1 protein-coding gene is annotated in these 1,331 nt (G+C 55.0%); it reads right to left on the bottom strand.

What is annotated here, in order from left to right; translation table 11 throughout:
- Nucleotides 1-621 precede the first annotated feature (621 nt).
- Entirely contained in the window at nucleotides 622-1,326 is a 705-nt protein-coding gene (locus tag G4L39_RS15890) for an RHS repeat-associated core domain-containing protein (protein ID WP_425485737.1), read from the bottom strand.
- Nucleotides 1,327-1,331 lie beyond the last annotated feature (5 nt).

Below are 1,331 nucleotides of genomic sequence, written 5' to 3'. Positions count from 1 at the left end.
ACTTGTCCCACAGTATCATGCTGAAGTGCACGATGGACTTCCATGCGGCCTCTGAAAAGACCAACTACTCACGCTCCAGAGCCCGGCCCAAAACCTCCGACCACATACTATAACGTTCATCAATCAATCGGGTCCTACAGAGGACGTCACTAGTGAGATTAACTCGATAAGGGCTGCTATCAACACTCCTGTAAAGCAGATTGGTACACCGTCCACTGTCGAGATCTATAATCGCGGCTGGCACTCCTTTCCTTTTGACAACTAGGTGCATTCCGTCTCGCACCAGGGCTACCTCTTTCCATCTGTTGCATTCAAGGTCCACAAGATATTCCATCCAGTAATTTCCCTTCCAGCGCCAACGCAGACTGATCCACCACCCCTCCCAACGGTCTTTAGATTCCCCAACAAGTGCGGCCTCCATATCCGAGTCCTCATACCACGCTAGAACGTCAACCAGTGGATACACGCTGTACCATAAACCCAGCACTATGGTTCCCATAAGAGCCAACGCAACAATAATGGCCGTTTTTCGCCCCACACGCCGTGCTATCCAGAATGAAGCTGCAGCCAATCCGCCGAGTAGGCCAACCAGCAGCAGTACAACGATAACCAGCACGGAGTTCATGGCTTATCACAGCATTGCCGACGCGGCCCGTATTTATAGCCTGGCGGTGTAGGATCTATGTTACGGCAGCGGTCTCGTGGGCCTTCTGCTCCGGGGTTTCCATGGTCCGGCTCCGGCGTCCAGCGGCGGTGGGTATACGGCCATCGATCGCACCCGGGCGTTTTACAGTAGCCCGTCAGGTCATAAGGCTTTACAACGTAAAAGCCACCACCGCATGTCATTCCCTCGCAATCCTTGTCGCTGAATAACCCGCCGATGCATTCGCCCGGTTCCAGCTTCTTCCAATAACACTTGGCTGTTTCTCCCTCCCCTTCTGAAACCAGCGCCCACTCCTCCCCCTGTGACGAATTACAGCACCTTCCGCGGCTATACCACTCATTCCCAAGCCCAAGGATGTCGAAACGATCTACAGGCCTGTTCCGGCACATGTGGAATTCGTTCAAAAGCTCGGTAGAGTATTGGAGCTCTCTGATCGCCGAACTAACCAACCGTGCAAGTAGGATGACACTCTTTCCACGTTGGTGTCCGTGCACGCCAAGAGTACCGACCATTGACTCCGCAATCGGATCCCTGCTCAACCACCTTCCCAGGGCGGGACTGTAGGGCCGATACTCGTACAGCACCAGGCCCGTGCCGTCCTCCGTCCGCTTCGTGCTGAACCGGAACGGATTCGAACCCGCCGCAGCGCCCGTCAGCCGCAAAGGCT

The organism is Limisphaera ngatamarikiensis, assembly GCF_011044775.1.
Lineage (GTDB): Bacteria > Verrucomicrobiota > Verrucomicrobiia > Limisphaerales > Limisphaeraceae > Limisphaera > Limisphaera ngatamarikiensis.
The sequence above is the reverse complement of the archived record's forward strand: the minus strand, read 5'-3'. Positions and strand labels throughout refer to the sequence as shown.